This window comes from Paracoccus sp. (in: a-proteobacteria) (assembly GCF_030538695.1).
Taxonomy (GTDB): domain Bacteria; phylum Pseudomonadota; class Alphaproteobacteria; order Rhodobacterales; family Rhodobacteraceae; genus Paracoccus.
The window spans coordinates 13278-29830 of the sequence record NZ_JAUNTN010000024.1 but is presented as its reverse complement, the minus strand read 5'-3'; the positions used below and the strand labels follow the sequence as shown (position 1 = coordinate 29830).

Genomic DNA, 16553 nt, shown 5'->3' with positions numbered 1-16553 from the left:
TTACCTTTGCATCTCGATCTCTGCCGGGGTGGCCCGGCGCAGGCGCAGAATCCAGCGTGCCAACACCACGACCACGGGATAGGCGGCAATCGTCGCCATGACTTTCAGAACCGTTTGCCACAGCGGCGGGGTGGGTTGCATGGCCAGCATCAGCACCACCCGCGCCCCGATCAGCATGGCGGTCATCAGAATGGCCACGCGCAGCCATTCAACCAGAAATGCGTGGTCTCGCCAACGGTGCTCTCGCTTTCGTGCAGCCTCGGTTCCAAGCAGCAGGATCAGTGCCCAAAGGCCCGGCGGGCGCATGGTCACAAAATCGTCGATCAGCCCCATCAGCGCGATCAGCGGGGCGGGAACCTCATGCGGGCGGTGCAGCACCCATGCGAAGGACAGACACAGCAGCAAATCCGGCCCCGGAAGTCCGGTGCTGCCGGGCGTGTCGGGGATCAGATGGCGCAGGGCCAGAGCGCGAAGCCCCTCGGCCTCGTCCCATGACCCGGCGGTGCCGGGGACCAGCCGCAGCACGATCAGAAGCAGCGCCACCAGCGTGTAAAGCGCCATGCCGCCAAACTGGCGACGGGTGTCCTGCGGGATCATTCCTGCGGTTCCGTCTGGGCCGCGTCATCGCGCAGCAGGCCCGGTATGGGGGGCTGTGGGCCGATGAAATCCGGCAAGTTTGGCGGGATCAGTGCGCCCTGATCGGTCAGCCGTTCCGCTGCGTGGCTGCGCAGGACGCGCAGAAACTCCAGCCGGCCGTAATCGGCGGCCAACCGCACCCGCAACCGTCCGTCGGTCGCCAGCGCCACCTGACCGACCGGCAGTCCCGGCGGGAACACCCCGCCATCGCCGGAGCTGATAACCCGGTCGCCGGGGCGCACATTTTCGGCTCGCTCGATAAAGTCCAGAAACGGCAGAGCGGTGTTGTCGCCGGTCAGCAGCGCGTGCTGACCCGACGGCTGGATCGTGACCGGAATCCGGCTGGAAGGGTCGGTCAGCAGCATGACCCGGCTGGTGCTTTGACCCACGCCGGAAATCCGCCCGACCAGCCCCAGCCCGTCCATCGTGGCCCAGCCGTCCACGATCCCGTCCCGTGCGCCAAGATTCAGCAGCAGCGATTGGCGGAAAGCGGTGCCGCTGTCCGTCATCACCACGCCGGAAACCGAGGTCAGCGCCGGGTCCAGCCGCACATTGTTCAGCGCCAGCAGCTTGGCGTTTTGCTGTTCAAGCTGAACGGCGGCCTCTTTCCAGACTTGCATGATCTGCAATTCGCGGCGCAAATCCTGATTTTGCTGCGACAGCCGGGCATAGGATTGCAGGTTGCGCGCCAGTCGCGTGGCCTCGGTCGCGGGGCGCAGAACCCAGTCTATGCCCGGCACGAAACGGTCCAGAAACGCCTGTCGCATCCGTTCGGCGCGGGGGCTGTCGATCAGCGAAAACAGGAAAAGCCCCGCCAGCAGCAGGGCCAGCAGGGCGATTATGACCCGGCGCACCGGGGTTGCAAAGTCATAGCCCTTGCGCGCCAAGGTTCACCCCTTAGCTATCGTAGTCAATGACGTGGCGCAGTTGTTTTTCGTATTCCAGCGCCTTGCCGGTGCCAAGCGCCACGCAGCTCATCGGCTGGTCGGCAATGGAGATCGACAGGCCGGTTTGCTCACGCAGCGCCAGATCCAGTTCCCCCAGCAGCGCACCGCCGCCGGTCAGGATCACGCCACGATCCACGATGTCAGCCGCCAGATCGGGCGGGGTCGCCTCAAGCGCGACCATCACCGCCTCGCAGATCGACTGCACGGGTTCGGACAGCGCCTCTGCGATCATGGCCTGGGTGATTTCCATTTCCTTGGGAATCCCGTTCAGCAGGTCACGCCCGCGCACCATCATGGTCGCCCCGCGGCCATCGTCGGGCATACGGGCGGTGCCGATGTTGGTCTTGACCCGCTCTGCCGTCGATTCCCCGATCAGCAGGTTATGATGACGGCGCAGATAGTTGATGATCGATTCATCCATCCGGTCGCCGCCGACGCGGACCGAGCGGGCATAAACAATGTCACCCAGCGACAGAACCGCCACCTCGGTGGTGCCGCCGCCGATGTCCACGACCATGCTGCCGGTCGGGTCGGTGATCGGCATACCCGCCCCGATGGCTGCCGCAATCGGTTCGGCAATCAGCCCGGCCCGACGCGCCCCTGCCGACAGCACCGACTGGCGAATCGCCCGCTTTTCGACCGGAGTCGCGCCATGCGGCACACAGACGATGATCTTGGGCTTGGCAAAGGCGGTGCGCTTATGCACCTTGCGGATAAAATCCTTGATCATGTGTTCGGCGCTGTCGAAATCCGCGATGACGCCTTCGCGCATCGGGCGGATCGCCTCGATGCTGCCGGGGGTGCGGCCCAGCATCAGTTTCGCATCCTCGCCCACGGCCAGAACCTGCTTTTTGCCGTCCTTGACGTGATAGGCCACCACCGAGGGTTCATTCAGGATGATGCCCTTGCCCTTGACATAGACCAGCGTGTTCGCTGTCCCAAGATCAATTGCGATGTCCGTCGAAAACAGCCCGCCGAATGCCATGTTTACGTCCTTGTCTGCTGCGCCTGCCGAGGTCTTGCCGTTCATTGCCCGGCGCTGGATTCATTGGGCCAGCCTGCCGAGTCGCCTCGCAGGTTAGCCGATAGTCGTATAATATCGGTTAACACGACTTGGGAAGCCCGGATTTTTTGAACGGCGGGCAGTTGCCGTTGACGTGAACGGGGCCACTGGCCTAACTCGGGCTACGCAAAGGGGGAAATATGGCCCGCGACACGATCATTGGCTTTTGCCGTTTTTCCTATGTGGGCCGCAGTGACTGGCGGTCCTTGCGCGGGATTGATGAGATCACCACCGAGCATCTGGACAAGATCGCCGCCGATCTGCTGACGCCGCAGCGGATGGCCCGCCGGTTCGCCAGTTTCGAGCATCTGACGCTGGCATCCATCAAGGCGCAGACCGACCCGGATTTCCGCTTCGTCGTCGTCACGACCAACCGCCTGCCGCCGCATATGCGCGCGCGGCTGGAGGCGCTTTGCGCCCCGGTGCCGCAGGTCGAGCTGATCTATTCCGACGCGCCGGGGCTAAGTCAGGTGTTGCGTCCGGTTCTGGTGCGTGAGCGCGAAAAGACCGAAGGGCATGTGGTGCAGTTTCGGCTGGATGATGATGACGCCCTGCCGGTGCGCTATATCGAAAACCTGCGCCGCCATGCCGCCCGTTTCGCGGATCAGGACCGCTTTGCGATCAGCTTTAACCGGGGGGTGATGATGGCCCTGCAACCGGGACGGCCGCCGCAGCCGCTTGCGTTTCACCTGCCCTTTCTGGGGGCGGCCTGTGCGTTTTGCGACCATCGCCGCTATAAGATGATCTATGAGGTCGGGCATTTCGCCCTGGGGCGGAAAATGCTGAACCTTCAGGATGTCGAAAACCCCGGCGCTTTTATCATGCGCTGGGAAAGCGATTCCGTGCAGATGAATCTGGATAAACTGCCGCCCTATGTCGAGGCGCTGCGTTCGGGGCCGTTCCGCGAAAAACTGCGGGCGGATTATCCCTATATGCAGGATTTTCGCTTTATCAGCCTGCTGCACCCGCCAGCGTTGTAAGCGGGTCCGACGGAAAGGGCGGCCCGAAGGCCGCCCAAACGATCAGTGCGAATACATGCTGACCTGTTTGGCATCGGCGCCTTCGCCCACCATTTCGCGGCGGGTTTTCAGCCGGTTCAGCGCCCCGACATAGGCCTTGACGCTGGCCAGAATGGTGTCGGTGTCGCTGGCCTGACCCGTGGCGATGCGACCGTCTTCTTCCATGCGCACGGACACTGTGGCTTGTGCATCGGTGCCTTCGGTCACGGCATGGACCTGATACAGTTGCAGATGCGCCTTGGTCGGGTAGATCGCCTTCACCGCGTTGAACACGGCGTCAACCGGGCCGTCGCCGCTGGTTTCGGCAGTTTTTTCCACACCGTCCACGGTCAGGGTCAGCGTGGCGCTTTGGCCGTCAGAGCCGCAAACCACACGCAGATGCTTGACCTGAAGGTAATCGCTGTCGGTATTGGCGGCGCTGTCCTGCATCAGTGCGACCAGATCCTCGTCGAAGATTTCCTTCTTGCGATCGGCCAGCGCCTTGAAGCGCACGAACACGTCTTTCAACTGGTTGTCGCCCAGCTCATACCCCAGGTCACGCAGCTTGGCCCGCAGCGCCGCCCGGCCCGAGTGCTTGCCCATGGCAATATTCGCCTCATTCAGACCAATATCGGCGGGGCGCATGATTTCGAAGGTTTCGACGTTTTTCAGTACGCCATCCTGATGGATGCCGGATTCATGCAGGAAAGCATTTTTGCCGACAATGGCCTTGTTGAACTGCACCGGGAAGCCGGAAACCTGTGCCACACGGCGAGAAATGCCCATGATTTTCGTGGTATCAATGCCGGTGTCAAAAGGCATGATGTCATGGCGCACCTTCAGCGCCATCACGACTTCTTCCAATGCGGTGTTGCCGGCGCGCTCGCCAAGGCCGTTGATGGTGCATTCGATCTGACGCGCCCCGGCCTCGACCGCAGCCAGCGCATTGGCGGTCGCCATGCCAAGGTCGTTGTGGCAGTGGGTGGCGAAAATGACGTTATCCGCACCCGGCACCCGCTCCAGCAGCATACGGATCAGATCGGCCGATTCGCGGGGTGCGGTATAGCCTACGGTGTCGGGAATATTGATCGTCGTGGCCCCGCATTTGATGGCGATTTCCACCACGCGGCACAGGTAATCATGTTCCGTCCGCGTCGCGTCCATGGGCGACCACTGCACATTGTCGCAGAGGTTGCGGGCATGGGTCACGGTCTGTTCGATGCGCTCGGCCATCTGGTCCATGTCCAGATTCGGGATCGCCCGATGCAGCGGCGACGTGCCGATAAAGGTGTGAATCCGTGGCCGGGCGGCGTGTTTGACGGCCTCCCAGCAGCGGTCGATGTCGGGCAGTTGCGCACGGGCAAGGCCGCAGATCACGGCGTTCTTGCTGTTCTTGGCAATTTCGGACACGGCGGCGAAATCGCCCTCGGATGCGATGGGGAAGCCCGCCTCGATCACATCGACGCCCATTTCGTCCAGCATGGCGGCGATTTCCAGCTTTTCGGCATGGGTCATGGTTGCGCCGGGCGATTGCTCGCCATCGCGCAGGGTGGTGTCAAAGATGAAAACACGGTTCTTGTCGGTCATATCTGCTGTCTTTCGCTGAGTTTGGCTGATTTTGGGAAACCGGGCGCGAACCAGACTGAGCGGCGGCCCGGTAAGACCCGCTCAGCGCAGCGTAAGAAGCAGCAGACCGCGCAGATGCACAGCCACGGGCGCACAGGATTGCGCGTTGCGATGGGTGGCAATGTGTCTTGTGCGTATCATGTGCCTGACTATGCACATTGTTACGCAACGGAAAAGCCTAAAAAGGCCGGAGCGGACCTTTTTGTTTGGGCCGGTTTATTCAGGTTTGTCTTTATCAGCCCGCAGCCGGGCGATGCGCTCGGCCATCTTGCGTTCGCGGCGGCGATGGTGGCCGCGCACCAGCGGCACGGTCAGGTAATGTGCAATCACGCCCGCAATGATGCCCGGAATGATCCCGCCCAGCAGATAAGGCAGGAAAATCTGGTGAAAGAAATCCCCGAGCTTGTCCCAATGCACCTCGCGCTGGCTGAATGGGGCCAGCACGTTATTGTAAAATTCGCCCACGGCGCGGGAAATCTCACCAAGGATGCGCTGTGCGCCCAAGTCCTCGCGCAGCCCCAGCATCCAGCGGCCAAGCTGCACCGCCAGCACGGCGATAAAGGGAAAGGTCAGCGGATTGCCGACAAAGGTTGCCAAAAGCGCAGCCAGAATATTGCCGCCAATCAGCCATGCGATTGCCGCAGCACCCAGAAAATGCAGGCCAAACAACGGCGTGAACGAGATGAACACGCCCGCCGCTACGCCGCGCCCGACCCGGTGCGGCTGGTCTGGCAAGCGACGGACACGGTGGATCATATAGCGGCTTGCCCGGCCCCATCCGCCTTTGGGATAGAAAAACCGGGTCGCGGCTTCGCCATAACTGCGAGGTTTGCGCCGTTTGAACACGTCTTAATCCCGTTTGTCAGCCCGTCAGGGCCGCTTTGCCGGATCGCGCAGGCGCTGGACCTGCGCGACATCGCTTTCAGCGTCAAGCGCGGTCATAACGGCGTGCAGATGCTCGCTGTCGCGCAGCTCGACCTCCAGCCGCAGTTTGTAGAAATCCGGCTTGCGGTCCAGAAACTCAAGGTCCGAGATATTCGCCCGTTGCGTTCCGATCAAGGTGCAGATGCGGCCTAAAACGCCCGCATCGTTGCGAATCGTCAGCAGCAGCGGCACCGGATAGGCGGTCGGGTGCAGCCCCTCGCGCCAACCAAGATCGACCCAGCGATCCAGTTGGTCCTCAAAATCGGCCAGCACCGGGCAGTCGATGGCATGGATCACCACGCCCTTGCCACGATAGGTGATGCCGACGATGCGTTCCCCCGGCAGCGGGTTGCAGCATTGGGCGCGGGTCAGGCTCTGGTCCGCAGCCAGCCCCAGCACCGGATGCGCGGGATCAATGGTTTCGGTCTTGTCCGACAGCTCCGGGTAAAGCGTCGTCAGCACCTTTTGCGCGGAAATCTCGGCGCTGCCGATACGGGCCAGCAACTCGTCGGCCTCCGGCAGGGCCAGCATTTTGGCGGCGGTGCGCAGGGCCTTGTCCGTGACCTTGCGGCCGTGATGTTCAAAGGCCACCCGCGCCAGTTCCGCGCCCAAGCGCACGAAACGGTCGCGGTCCTCCTCGCGCAGACTGCGGCGGATGGCGGTCTTGGCGCGACCCGTCACCACGATGTCCAGCCACGCCGCCTGTGGACGCTGGCCGGATGCGGTGATGACCTCGACCGACTGGCCGTTGCGGATGCGCGTCCACAGCGGCACGCGGATGCCGTCGATCTTGGCGCCCACGCAGGAATTGCCGATCCGGGTGTGGATCGCATAGGCGAAATCGACCGGGGTCGCGCCTTTGGGCAGGGCGATCACGTCACCTTTCGGGGTAAAGCAAAAGACCTGATCGGAATACATCTCAAGTTTGACATGTTCCAGAAACTCGTCATGGTCAATGCTGCCGATGGTTTCGGTCAGGCTGGCAACCCATTCCGCCGGGTTCACCGCAAAGGGGTTCTGGCTGCGCTGACCGTCACGATAGGCCCAATGCGCCGCCACGCCGGATTCCGCGACCTCATGCATCTGCCGGGTGCGGATCTGGACCTCGACCCGCTTACCGTCGCGGCCCGTCACCGTGGTATGGATCGAGCGATAGCCGTTGGATTTCGGCTGGCTGATATAATCCTTGAACCGGCCCGGAACAGCCCGCCAGCGGTGGTGGATGACGCCAAGCGCGCGGTAGCAGTCAGCCTCGGACCGGGTGATGATGCGGAAGCCGTAGATGTCGGACAAACGGCTGAACGCCAGTTGTTTTTCCTGCATTTTGCGCCAGATGCTGAACGGGCGCTTGGCGCGGCCAAAGGCGTCGGCCTCGATCCCGGCTTTTTCCAGTTCCAGCAAAATATCGGCGGTGATCGTCGGCACCACGTCGCCGGTGTCGCGTTGCAGGGTGACAAAGCGGCGGATGATCGAGTTCCGCGCCTCGGGGTTGATGACCTTGAAGGCGAGGTCTTCCAATTCCTCGCGCATCCACTGCATCCCCATGCGCCCGGCCAGCGGGGCATAGATGTCCATGGTTTCGCGGGCTTTCGTCACCTGCTTGTCGGGCCGCATCGAGCGGATTGTGCGCATATTGTGCAGCCGGTCGGCCAGCTTGACCAGAATCACCCGCAGGTCGCGCGACATGGCCAGCAGCAACTTGCGCAGGTTTTCGGCCTGTTTGCTGCCGGGCGAGGACAGTTGCAGATTGGTCAGCTTGGTGACGCCATCGACCAGATCCGCGACTTCGCGCCCGAATAGCTCTGCGACTTCGGAAAAGGTGGATCGGGTGTCCTCGATCGTGTCATGCAACAGAGCGGTGATGATGGTGGCATCATCCAGCCGCATCTCGGTCAGGATGGCGGCAACGGCAACGGGATGGGTGAAATAAGGCTCGCCCGAATGGCGGAATTGCCCCTCGTGCATCTGCCGACCGTAATCATAAGCCCGCCGCAGCAGGGCTTCGTCACAGCGCGGATTATAGTTGCGGACAAGGGCAATCAGGTCTTCGACATCAATCATTTCCTGCCGAAGACCCCTTGGTGTATCAGCCGCGTTCCTGCTGCGCTTCCATCATCATGCGCAGCATTTTTTCCTCGGATTCCTCGTCGGCGGGCTTGGGGCGGTCGATTTCCGCGCCAAGCAGCAGGGCCATCGCGTCTTCCTCGGGTTCGTCCACCTCGATCTGGGTCTGGGTGGATTCGATCATGCGTTCGTTCAACGCATCGACCGGCTGGGTTTCATCCGCGATTTCACGCAGGGCGACGACCGGGTTCTTATCATTGTCGCGGTCCACGGTCAGAGGGCTGCCCGCCGCGATTTCGCGGGCGCGGAAGGCCGCGACCATTACCAGATCAAAGCGGTTCGGAACCTTATCGACGCAATCTTCAACCGTCACGCGGGCCATAAGTCACCTTTTCATCGAATCACAGATTCCGGGGCAAGGCTGCATAGATGCTCACAAACCGCGCTTTTGTCAAGGCTGAAACGGCTCCAGCCCTTGCCGCGCCGCATCCGACAGCCGGGCGGCCAGTTCCGCCACGCTGGCCCCAAGCGCCGGGTGCCGCCAGTCGGCGGCGATTTCAGCCAGCGGCAGCAGCACAAAGCCGCGATCCTGCATCCGGGGGTGCGGCAGGATCAGCCTGTCGGGGGTTTCTTGCGTCTGCGCCTCGGGGGGCAGGTCGCGCCAGTGGGCGGCGGTGGCGGCGTCGGGCAGCAGCGCCGCGCCATAGGCAATCAGGTCCAGATCGACCGCCCGCGCCCCCCAGCGGTGTTGACGCACCCGGCCAAGGTCCGCCTCGATCCGGTGCAGCGCCTCCAGCAGTCTGGACGCGGGCAGGGTGGTGGTGACGGCGCAGGCCGCATTGACGAAATCCGGCCCCGCGCCGATGGGCCATGCCGGACTGCGCCAGAACCGGCTGACCGCGTGCAGCGTGACCCCCGGCAGCGCCGCAATCTGATCCAGCGCGGCGATCAGACTGGCCGCCGGACGGCCTGCCGGACCGTCCAGATTTGCACCCAAAGCAATCAGGGGATTCACATATTCGTCACACTTAACCATTTTTATGGCCCCCTGCCATTGTATCGTCTGACTGATCTGTTCATATCAGGCGATCTCCGATCATAGTGAGGTTTTTATGTTTTACAAAGATGACCGGCTGGCCCTGTTCATTGATGGGGGGAATCTTTACGCAGCGGCAAAATCTCTTGGTTTTGATATTGATTACAAGCTGCTGCGGTCCGAGTTCCAACGTCGTGGCAAGCTGATCCGAGCGTATTATTATACGGCTCTGCTGGAAAGCGAAGATTATTCGCCTATTCGCCCTCTGGTCGATTGGCTGAATTACAACGGTTATTCGACCGTGACCAAGACGGCCAAGGAATATACCGATGCGATGGGCCGTCGAAAGGTCAAGGGCAATATGGATGTGGAACTGGCCGTCGATGCGATGGAACTGGCCCCGCATATGGATCATGCCGTGTTGTTTTCCGGTGATGGCGATTTTCGTCCGCTGGTCGAGGCGTTGCAGCGGCGTGGGGTGCGGGTGTCGATCGTTTCGACCACGCGCAGCCAGCCGCCGATGATTGCCGATGAATTGCGCCGTCAGGCGGATAATTTCATCGAACTGGATGCGCTGCGCGAGGTGATTGGCCGTCCGCCGCGTGAACCGCGCGAGGATCAGCCGGACGAGGTTTGACCCGACGGCCGTTCGCAGGCTGCCATCAATGACCCGCCCGTTTGGGCGGGTCTTGGCGTTTTGGGCCTTGCCCCGTGCGACCTATCCTGCGGGTGTCAGCCGATACAGCCCGCCATTCGCCTCGTCTGTCACCACCCAGATGCTGCCGTCCGGGGCGATCTGAACGTCGCGGATGCGTCCGATGCCGGGGTCAAAGCGTTCTTCGCCGGTGACGCGGTTGCCGTCGATCTTCAGCCGCACCAGCCCGGCGGGGTTCATCGCCCCGATCAGCAGGTTGCCGCGCCAGTCTGGCAGCGCCGCGCCGTCATAGAAGGCCGCCCCCGAAGGCGCAATTACCGGGTCCCAGTAATAGACCGGCTGTTCCATCCCATCCGCGGCGGTGATGCCCTGATTGATCGGCGCACCGGAATACGCCTGACCATAGGTTATCACCGGCCAGCCGTAATTCTTGCCCGGCTCGGGGCGGTTCACCTCATCCCCGCCACGCGGGCCGTGTTCAACGGTCCACAGCCGCCCCTGCGGGTCCAGCGCCGCTGCCTGCACATTGCGGAAGCCAAGGGCGTAGATCTCGGGGCGGGCGCCTTGCGTGGTGACAAAGGGGTTGTCGGCGGGGATGCTGCCATCGGGCAGGATCCGCACCAGCTTGCCCAGCGTGTTGCCCAAATCCTGCGCGGTGTCGCGGATTGGTGTGTTCGAGCGTTCCCCCAGCGTGATGAACAGGCTGCCATCCGGTGCGGGGACGATGCGCCCGCCGAAATGCAGGTTGCCCTGATAGGTCGGAGTCTGGCGGAAGATCACCTGCACATCGCTGACCGACGCGCCGTCATCCGCCAGCCGCATCCGTGCGACCGAAGTGCCGTTCCCGCCCTCGCGCGGTTCGGCATAGGACAGGAAAATCACCCGGCTTTGCGCGAAATCCGGCGACAGCGCCACATCCAGCAGGCCGCCCTGACCGCTGGCGGCGACCTCGGGGATGCCGCGGACCGGCTCGGACAGGGTGCCGTTTTGATACAGGCGCAGGTTGCCCGCGCGTTCCATGACCAGCGCCCCGCCATCAGGGGTCAGAGCCAGCGCCCAAGGGTGGTTCAGCCCCCGCACGATGGGCTGCGCAGTCAGCGTTACGCCGCTGTTCATCGCCGGGGCGCGGGTCTGTTCCGCAAAGGCCGGGGTCTGGTTCGCGGCGTTCGGGGCGGGGGTGGGCCATGGCTCGGCCAGTGCTGTGCTGGCGAGAAGCAGGGCGGCGGTGGTCAGGATCGGTTTCATGCGGCCTCCTTTGCTTTCGGGGACAACGCGGTGACGGGGCGGCGGGTTCAACTGGATTTTCCCGCCGGGTCGGGGTAGGCGGGTGGAATGAAACAGGCAAAACCCCCTCTGACCCTTTATCTGGCGGCACCGCGCGGCTTTTGCGCGGGCGTGGACCGGGCGATTCGCATTGTGGAACTGGCGCTGCAAAAATGGGGTGCCCCGGTCTATGTCCGGCATGAGATCGTGCATAACAAATTCGTGGTGGACAGCCTGCGCGACAAGGGCGCAGTCTTTGTCGAAGAACTGGATGAATGTCCCGCCGACCGCCCGGTGATCTTTTCCGCCCATGGCGTGCCGAAGGCCGTCCCGGCGGAAGCCGAGCGGCGCAACATGATCTATGTCGATGCGACCTGTCCGCTGGTCAGCAAGGTGCATGTCGAGGCCGAGCGTCACCATGCCGAGGGCTTGCAGATGGTGATGATCGGCCACGCCGGCCACCCCGAGGTTCTGGGCACCATGGGCCAATTGCCCGAGGGCGAGGTGTTGCTGGTCGAGACCATCGCTGATGTTGCGGCGCTGGAGCCGCGCGACCCGCAGCGGCTGGCCTGGATCACGCAGACGACCTTATCGGTCGATGATACCGCGCAGATCGTGGCAGCTCTGCAAGTGCGGTTTCCCGGTATCGTCGGGCCGGGCAAAGAGGACATCTGCTATGCCACCACTAACCGGCAAGCCTCGGTCAAGGCAATTGCGGGCCGGATCGACGCGCTCTTGGTGATCGGGGCGCCGAACTCATCGAACTCGCGCCGTCTGGTCGAAGTCGGGCGGGCTGCGGGTTGCGGCTATGCGCAATTGGTGATGCGGGCCGATGAGATCGACTGGCGGGCGCTGGAGGGGGTGGCCTCGGTCGGGGTGACGGCGGGGGCCTCAGCGCCGGAAGTGCTGGTCGATGAGGTGATCGCGGCCTTTGCGGAACGCTATGATGTGATGGTCGAGGTGGTCGAAACCGCGCAGGAGCGGGTCGAGTTCAAAGTGCCGCGTGTGTTGCGGGCGTAAGGACCGGGGCGCTGCCCCGGACCCCGGGATATTTAAGTGAAGAAGAAAGCGGGGGCGTGATGAGGCTTTATTCGATGCCGTCGTCGGGCAATTCTTACAAGGTGCGGCTGCTGCTGGGTCTGTTGGGACAGCGGGCCGAGGTGGTGGATGTCGAGGATTCCAGCCCGGCGCTGGCGCAGGCCAAGGCCGCCGGGGCGCTGCCCTTTGGCAAGGCGCCGGTGCTGCATCTGGATGATGGGCGGATGCTGGCGGAGTCCAATGCGATTCTGTGCTGGCTGGCCGAAGGGACGGGGTTTCTGCCCGAGGATGCCTTTCTGCGGGCCGAAGTGCTGTCATGGATGTTTTGGGAACAGAACCAGCATGAAGGCGTGATTGCGGTGCGTGGGGCGCTGACCTTTTACCCCTCGCGCCGGGCTTTGGCCACGCCCGAGCGCATGGCCGATCTGCTGGAGCGTGGTCACGCTTTGCTGGCGGTGATGGAAGATCGGCTGAGCCGTCAGGACTGGCTGGTGGGGGAGCGGGCCTCGGTCGCGGATGTTTGTCTGTATGGCTACACCTGCACGGCGGGCAGCCGGGGCGGGTTCGAGATGGCGCGGTTTCCGGCGATAAACGCCTGGCTGGCACGGGTCGCGGCGCTGCCCGGCTATGTGGTGCTGGACGGATGAGTGCTGCCGCGCAGGTCACGTTATGGGCGCTATTGCTGTTGCCCTTTGGGCTGGCCGCAGTTGAGGTGCTGACATTCGCGCCGATCCTGCCCGGTGCTTTGGCCGAGCGGGGCCTGGTGCTGATGGTGGTCTATGGGCAGGTGCTGTTGTCGCTGTCGGCGGGGGCGCTGTGGGGTTTTGCGGCGCGGGCGGGGGTCGTCTGGGCGCATGGTCTGGCGCTGATTCCGGCGGTTTGGGTGCTGGTGACGGCGATTGATCGCACCGATGTGGTGCTGTCGGCGCTGCTTTGGGGATTTGTGCTGCTGCCGCTGCTGGACTGGATCGCGGCCCGCGCGGGGATCGCGCCGGGCTGGTGGCCGGGGTTCCGGGTCTGGGTCAGCCTTGGTGCGGCATTTTGCCTTGCGGTGGGGCTTTACGGCCAGCCGATGTTCTGAGGAATGAGGATGACAGAGCTTTTCGCATGGACTGATGGCGCGTGCAGCGGCAACCCCGGCCCCGGCGGTTGGGGCGTTCTGATGCGGGCGATGGATGGCGAAACCACCGTCAAGGAACGCGAATTGCAGGGCGGTGAGGCTGACACCACCAACAACCGGATGGAGCTGATGGCAGCGATTTCCGCGCTTGAGGTTTTGGTTCGGCCAAGTGCCATCACTATCACCACCGACAGCGCCTATGTGAAGAATGGCGTCACCGGCTGGATTCATGGCTGGAAGCGCAACGGCTGGCGGACGGCTGATCGCAAGCCGGTCAAGAATGTGGACCTGTGGCAACGCCTTGATGCGGCGCAGGGCCGGCATCAGGTGACCTGGGCATGGATCAAGGGTCATGCCGGCCACCCCGAGAACGAACGTGCCGATGAGCTGGCTCGTGCCGGGATGGCCCCGTTCAAGCCAAAGCGGGAAAAGGCTTAATCCTCGTCCACAATCTGCATCAGGTTGGGGACTGCCGGGCAGGGCAAAAGTTGATTCTTGACGACATCCGCAAGGGTGGTGTTGTGTAGGAAGACATAGACTTGTGCCGAGAAACTTTGCCACAGCCGGTTGGTCAGCGATTGTGCCAGAGACCCGGAAACGCCGCCCGAGGCCCCCGCGCCGACATGCAGGGCGCTGACGGTTTCATCGACGGCGGCAAGAACTTCGGCAACGCGGATCTGTTCCGGCAGGCGCGACAGGCGGTAGCCGCCGCCGGGGCCGCGCACCGATTCGACCAGCCCGGCGCGGCGCAGGCGCACGAAAAGCTGTTCCAGATAGGGCAAGGACACGTCCTGACGGCGCGAGATTTCCGCCAGCGAGGTCAGCGCGTCGGTTTTTGCCAGTGCCAGATCGACCAGCGCGACCATGGCATAGCGGCCTTTGGTTGACAGTTTCATCTTATCCCCTCTCTCTGGCCGGTTGACGCTTGCGCCCTTGCCGGTGTAATCGGCAAAGTTGCCCGGATTCCGTCGCGCCAACCCATGCGTGACCCGGTTGGCACCGATCTACGGCGCAGGCGCCTTTGCGTCAAGAAAGCCCAAAGCGGAAGGAACACCATGCCCGAACTGATCTTCCCCGGCCCCGAGGGGCGTCTGGAAGGCCGTTACCACCCGCAGCCGATCCCCGATGCGCCGCTGGCGCTGGTGATGCATCCGCATCCGCAATTCGGCGGCACCATGAACAACCGCGTGGTTTACAACCTGCATTACGCCTTTCACCGCATGGGCTTTACCGTGATGCGGTTCAACTTTCGGGGCGTAGGCCGCTCGCAGGGGGAGTTCGATCAGGGTATCGGTGAGCTGTCCGACGCCGCCGCGGCGCTGGATTATTTGCAGGCAATGAACCCCAATAGCAAGCATTGCTGGGTCGCCGGGTTCAGTTTTGGCGCATGGATCGGGATGCAACTGCTGATGCGGCGTCCCGAGATCACCGGCTTTGTCAGCGTGGCTCCGCCAGCGAATATGTATGATTTCAGCTTTCTGGCGCCATGCCCGGCCTCGGGGCTGATTATCAACGGTTCGGCCGACCGGGTGGCTCCGCCCAAGGACACCGATGCGCTGGTCGCCAAGCTGGCCGAGCAGAAGGGCATCACCGTCACCCATGAGGTGATCGAGGGCGCGGATCATTTCTTCCGTGATGATGAACTGTATATGAAGCCAATGATCGACAATGTGCAGGCTTATGTGCGGCGGCGGTTGACGGAAACGACCCGGTAAGGGCTGGGGGCGCTGCCCCCATCGCCTGCGGCGATTCCCCCGGGATATTTAGGTGAAGAAGAAAGGGCTTTGGCTTGGGAGAGCTTGCGGCGCAGTTTGCGTTTCTGGCTGAAGCCGACCGGCTGAAATCCGTTGAGCGCGCCAATGTGCTGATGGACCTGTCGCGGCGCGAGAATACGGCGGAACATTGCTGGCATGTGGCGCTGTATGCGATGGTGTTCGGGGCCTCGGACCGGGCGATTGCGATGCTGTTGCTGCATGATCTGGTCGAGATCGACGCGGGCGATCAGCCGATCTATCTGGACCATGATGCAGCAGCCTTGCAGGCTGCGGAAAATGCAGCGGCGGACCGGCTGTTCGGGATGTTGCCCGGTGGTGATGCGCTGGCCGCGCTGTGGCGCGAGTTCGAGGCCGGGCTGAGCGAAGATGCCGCCATGGCCAAGCGGATGGACCATGTGCAGCCGCTGTTTCAGGTCGTCGATGCCCCGGCCCCCCTGCCTGACCATCTGGAAATCGCGCGGCAAATGATGCGTGCCGGGCGCATCGCGCGGTTCCGTGAGGAATGGCCCGAGGTGATTGCCGCTGCCGAAGCGCGGCTGAATAGCGGGACGCGGGCGGGTGATCTGGCCGCGCGGCTGGCCTTTCTGGCCGAGGCGGACCGGCTGAAAACTGTGATGCGGGCCAGCGTGATTCATTCCGGGCGGCGCGAGAACAGCGCCGAGCATAGCTGGCATCTGGCGCTTTACGCCTTGGTTCTGGCCGGGCAGGCGGGGCCTGGGGTCGATATTGGCCGGGTGATCCGTATGCTGTTGCTGCATGATCTGGTCGAGATCGACACCGGCGATGTGCCGATCCATGCCCAAAACGGCGCGGCGCATCATTCCGATGACCAGCTTGCCGCCGAGGCCGCCGCCGCCGACCGGATTTTCGGGCTGTTGCCGCCGGCGACGGGTGCCGCATTTCGCACGCTTTGGGATGAGTTCGAGGCGAACCAGACACCCGACGCGCGTTTTGCCAAATCGCTGGACCGGGCGCAGCCCGTCTGGCTGAACATCTGCGCCGAGGGCGGCACATGGGCGGAATACGGCGTGACATGGGCGCAGCTTGTGGACCGGGCGGGAGTCAGGATCGCCAGCGGTGCGCCGGGGGTGTGGGACTGGCTTGCCGCGCGGGCGCATGGGTATTTCGAGGGGCGTTGAGGCTTCGCCTGCCTAAACTGATCCGCTGCGCCAAGCGGCGGCCCGCTGCATCGCTTTGTCGTTGATTGTGACCGTGTAGCCGTCCCCATCGAACCCGGTGCTTTCGGCGGTATGACCGCTTTCCAGATACATGAACGCGGTGTCCCGATCCGGGAGCGCCCGTTTCAATGCGCAGCCGAGATGTATCCCGCGCCGCCAAATGTCGTTGTGATGATTGAACATAGGTGTCACGAGGCCGGGCGTGTGGAGATCGTCGAAATCGGCGTAAT

18 protein-coding genes are annotated in these 16553 nt (G+C 63.2%); 8 read left to right on the top strand and 10 right to left on the bottom strand.

Going from position 1 to position 16553, the window contains the following annotated elements; genetic code table 11:
• Genes Q4G24_RS13480 through Q4G24_RS13470 form a run of 3 tightly spaced genes read right to left on the bottom strand, consistent with a single transcriptional unit; the run spans position 1 to position 2568 of the window.
• Positions 1-597 (bottom strand): rod shape-determining protein MreD, encoded by a 597-nt coding sequence (locus Q4G24_RS13480; RefSeq protein ID WP_303367061.1) that lies wholly within the window; start codon positions 595-597, stop codon positions 1-3.
• Entirely contained in the window at positions 594-1523 is a 930-nt protein-coding gene (gene mreC, locus Q4G24_RS13475; RefSeq protein WP_303367060.1) for a rod shape-determining protein MreC, read from the bottom strand. Before mreC ends, Q4G24_RS13480 begins: the two co-directional genes overlap by 4 nt.
• A gap of 10 nt (positions 1524-1533) precedes the next feature.
• The gene (locus Q4G24_RS13470; RefSeq protein ID WP_303367059.1) at positions 1534-2568 is read right to left on the bottom strand and encodes a rod shape-determining protein; all 1035 of its coding nucleotides are present in this window, start codon (positions 2566-2568) and stop codon (positions 1534-1536) included.
• Positions 2569-2786: 218 nt separating this feature from the next.
• Here Q4G24_RS13470 and Q4G24_RS13465 point away from each other — a divergent pair, with 218 nt between their 5' ends.
• Positions 2787-3626, top strand: coding sequence for a glycosyltransferase (locus Q4G24_RS13465; protein ID WP_303367058.1), 840 nt, complete (start codon positions 2787-2789; stop codon positions 3624-3626).
• 42 nt (positions 3627-3668) lie between these two features.
• On the opposite strand, the gene Q4G24_RS13460 is transcribed toward Q4G24_RS13465, so the two are convergent.
• From Q4G24_RS13460 to folK, 5 genes are all read right to left on the bottom strand, one after another.
• Positions 3669-5231: a 2-isopropylmalate synthase gene (locus tag Q4G24_RS13460; protein WP_303367057.1), complete on the bottom strand. Its 1563-nt coding sequence runs from the start codon at positions 5229-5231 to the stop codon at positions 3669-3671.
• 255 nt (positions 5232-5486) lie between these two features.
• Positions 5487-6116, bottom strand: a complete 630-nt coding sequence (locus tag Q4G24_RS13455) for a DUF2062 domain-containing protein (protein WP_303367056.1) — start codon at positions 6114-6116, stop codon at positions 5487-5489.
• A 24-nt stretch (positions 6117-6140) separates the two neighbouring features.
• Positions 6141-8255, bottom strand: coding sequence for a bifunctional (p)ppGpp synthetase/guanosine-3',5'-bis(diphosphate) 3'-pyrophosphohydrolase (locus tag Q4G24_RS13450; RefSeq protein WP_303367055.1), 2115 nt, complete (start codon positions 8253-8255; stop codon positions 6141-6143).
• A gap of 25 nt (positions 8256-8280) precedes the next feature.
• Complete coding sequence (rpoZ, locus tag Q4G24_RS13445) at positions 8281-8640, bottom strand: DNA-directed RNA polymerase subunit omega (RefSeq protein WP_303367054.1); 360 nt, start codon at positions 8638-8640, stop codon at positions 8281-8283.
• A 69-nt stretch (positions 8641-8709) separates the two neighbouring features.
• Entirely contained in the window at positions 8710-9294 is a 585-nt protein-coding gene (gene folK, locus Q4G24_RS13440; protein WP_303367053.1) for a 2-amino-4-hydroxy-6-hydroxymethyldihydropteridine diphosphokinase, read from the bottom strand.
• Positions 9295-9370: 76 nt separating this feature from the next.
• Here folK and Q4G24_RS13435 point away from each other — a divergent pair, with 76 nt between their 5' ends.
• A complete protein-coding gene (locus Q4G24_RS13435; RefSeq protein WP_303367052.1) occupies positions 9371-9931 on the top strand; it encodes an NYN domain-containing protein in 561 nt (186 codons plus the stop codon).
• A gap of 81 nt (positions 9932-10012) precedes the next feature.
• Here Q4G24_RS13435 and Q4G24_RS13430 read toward each other — a convergent pair whose 3' ends face one another.
• Entirely contained in the window at positions 10013-11194 is a 1182-nt protein-coding gene (locus tag Q4G24_RS13430) for a PQQ-dependent sugar dehydrogenase (protein ID WP_303367051.1), read from the bottom strand.
• A gap of 87 nt (positions 11195-11281) precedes the next feature.
• On the opposite strand from Q4G24_RS13430, the gene ispH reads away from it, so the two are divergent.
• Genes ispH through rnhA form a run of 4 tightly spaced genes read left to right on the top strand, consistent with a single transcriptional unit; the run spans position 11282 to position 13808 of the window.
• Positions 11282-12232, top strand: coding sequence for a 4-hydroxy-3-methylbut-2-enyl diphosphate reductase (gene ispH, locus Q4G24_RS13425; protein WP_303367050.1), 951 nt, complete (start codon positions 11282-11284; stop codon positions 12230-12232).
• Between the two features lie 59 nt (positions 12233-12291).
• Complete coding sequence (locus tag Q4G24_RS13420; RefSeq protein ID WP_303367049.1) at positions 12292-12897, top strand: glutathione S-transferase family protein; 606 nt, start codon at positions 12292-12294, stop codon at positions 12895-12897.
• Positions 12894-13331, top strand: coding sequence for a DUF3429 domain-containing protein (locus Q4G24_RS13415; RefSeq protein WP_303367048.1), 438 nt, complete (start codon positions 12894-12896; stop codon positions 13329-13331). Before Q4G24_RS13420 ends, Q4G24_RS13415 begins: the two co-directional genes overlap by 4 nt.
• Positions 13332-13340: 9 nt before the next feature.
• Complete coding sequence (gene rnhA, locus Q4G24_RS13410; protein ID WP_303367047.1) at positions 13341-13808, top strand: ribonuclease HI; 468 nt, start codon at positions 13341-13343, stop codon at positions 13806-13808.
• On the opposite strand, the gene Q4G24_RS13405 is transcribed toward rnhA, so the two are convergent.
• Positions 13805-14266 (bottom strand): Rrf2 family transcriptional regulator, encoded by a 462-nt coding sequence (locus Q4G24_RS13405; RefSeq protein ID WP_303367046.1) that lies wholly within the window; start codon positions 14264-14266, stop codon positions 13805-13807. The two genes, rnhA and Q4G24_RS13405, sit on opposite strands and share 4 nt — an antisense overlap.
• A gap of 159 nt (positions 14267-14425) precedes the next feature.
• On the opposite strand from Q4G24_RS13405, the gene Q4G24_RS13400 reads away from it, so the two are divergent.
• On the top strand, positions 14426-15085 hold the full coding sequence (locus Q4G24_RS13400) for an alpha/beta hydrolase (protein WP_303367045.1): 660 nt from the start codon (positions 14426-14428) through the stop codon (positions 15083-15085).
• 74 nt (positions 15086-15159) lie between these two features.
• Positions 15160-16284: an HD family hydrolase gene (locus Q4G24_RS13395; protein ID WP_303367044.1), complete on the top strand. Its 1125-nt coding sequence runs from the start codon at positions 15160-15162 to the stop codon at positions 16282-16284.
• Positions 16285-16553 lie beyond the last annotated feature (269 nt).

What these genes read in the sequence shown, in the direction of transcription:
- Q4G24_RS13430 (WP_303367051.1), bottom strand. Translation starts at nt 11,194, where the DNA reads ATGAAACCGATCCTGACCACCGCCGCCCTGCTTCTCGCCAGCACAGCA.
- Q4G24_RS13465 (WP_303367058.1), top strand. Translation starts at nt 2,787, where the DNA reads ATGGCCCGCGACACGATCATTGGCTTTTGCCGTTTTTCCTATGTGGGC.
- Q4G24_RS13435 (WP_303367052.1), top strand. Translation starts at nt 9,371, where the DNA reads ATGTTTTACAAAGATGACCGGCTGGCCCTGTTCATTGATGGGGGGAAT.
- rnhA (WP_303367047.1), top strand. Translation starts at nt 13,341, where the DNA reads ATGACAGAGCTTTTCGCATGGACTGATGGCGCGTGCAGCGGCAACCCC.
- ispH (WP_303367050.1), top strand. Translation starts at nt 11,282, where the DNA reads ATGAAACAGGCAAAACCCCCTCTGACCCTTTATCTGGCGGCACCGCGC.
- Q4G24_RS13470 (WP_303367059.1), bottom strand. Translation starts at nt 2,568, where the DNA reads ATGGCATTCGGCGGGCTGTTTTCGACGGACATCGCAATTGATCTTGGG.
- Q4G24_RS13415 (WP_303367048.1), top strand. Translation starts at nt 12,894, where the DNA reads ATGAGTGCTGCCGCGCAGGTCACGTTATGGGCGCTATTGCTGTTGCCC.
- folK (WP_303367053.1), bottom strand. Translation starts at nt 9,294, where the DNA reads ATGGTTAAGTGTGACGAATATGTGAATCCCCTGATTGCTTTGGGTGCA.
- rpoZ (WP_303367054.1), bottom strand. Translation starts at nt 8,640, where the DNA reads ATGGCCCGCGTGACGGTTGAAGATTGCGTCGATAAGGTTCCGAACCGC.
- Q4G24_RS13480 (WP_303367061.1), bottom strand. Translation starts at nt 597, where the DNA reads ATGATCCCGCAGGACACCCGTCGCCAGTTTGGCGGCATGGCGCTTTAC.
- Q4G24_RS13400 (WP_303367045.1), top strand. Translation starts at nt 14,426, where the DNA reads ATGCCCGAACTGATCTTCCCCGGCCCCGAGGGGCGTCTGGAAGGCCGT.
- Q4G24_RS13420 (WP_303367049.1), top strand. Translation starts at nt 12,292, where the DNA reads ATGAGGCTTTATTCGATGCCGTCGTCGGGCAATTCTTACAAGGTGCGG.
- Q4G24_RS13460 (WP_303367057.1), bottom strand. Translation starts at nt 5,231, where the DNA reads ATGACCGACAAGAACCGTGTTTTCATCTTTGACACCACCCTGCGCGAT.
- Q4G24_RS13450 (WP_303367055.1), bottom strand. Translation starts at nt 8,255, where the DNA reads ATGATTGATGTCGAAGACCTGATTGCCCTTGTCCGCAACTATAATCCG.
- Q4G24_RS13405 (WP_303367046.1), bottom strand. Translation starts at nt 14,266, where the DNA reads ATGAAACTGTCAACCAAAGGCCGCTATGCCATGGTCGCGCTGGTCGAT.